The sequence below is a fragment of the Streptobacillus felis genome (assembly GCF_001559775.1).
Lineage (GTDB): Bacteria > Fusobacteriota > Fusobacteriia > Fusobacteriales > Leptotrichiaceae > Streptobacillus > Streptobacillus felis.
Genome location: NZ_LOHX01000015.1, coordinates 1 through 567, shown reverse-complemented (window position 1 = coordinate 567; position 567 = coordinate 1). Strand labels below are relative to the sequence as shown.

The following is a 567-nucleotide window of genomic DNA, read 5'->3' as shown; positions in this document are numbered from 1 at the left end:
TGCTCCACCAACAATTTCAAGTTTTTCATTTAATTTTTTATCTATTACTGTAGTTCCATTATCTCCAGCAAATTTCAATCCATCTTTTAATGTTGCTACTGTTTCTTTTTCTCCATTTGGTTTTTCATAGATAATTCTTGTCTTAGTCTCTCCATTAGCTCCATCATTTCCATCTAGACCTTTTTCTCCATATTCTACACGGATTTTTGCTTCTGCATCTTTTCCATCTTTTCCTGGTACTCCTTTAGGTCCTGTTAGTCCTATAGTTCCTATTCCGTCTTTTCCTGAAATTGATACTGCATCTTTTCCATCTTTTCCTGAGATTCCTATCTTACCATCAAGTCCATTTGTACCTGGTTGTCCATCAATTCCAGCTGCTCCTGTTGGTCCTGTTATTGATACTCCATCTTTTCCTGGTGTTCCATCTAATCCATCTTTTCCTACTTTTATACTATCTAGTCCTGTTAGATCTTTATTTAAAGCAAAAGTAAAGTCTTTTCCATTTTGTTCTACTTCTAAGTTATTACCTGCTTTTAATGTTATTTTATCTCCATTACCTATTTTTTG

General features: G+C 34.0%; 1 pseudogene. It reads right to left on the bottom strand.

The features are described from left to right. Window positions 1-567, bottom strand: a pseudogene (locus AYC60_RS08775) (hypothetical protein); the annotation flags it as partial.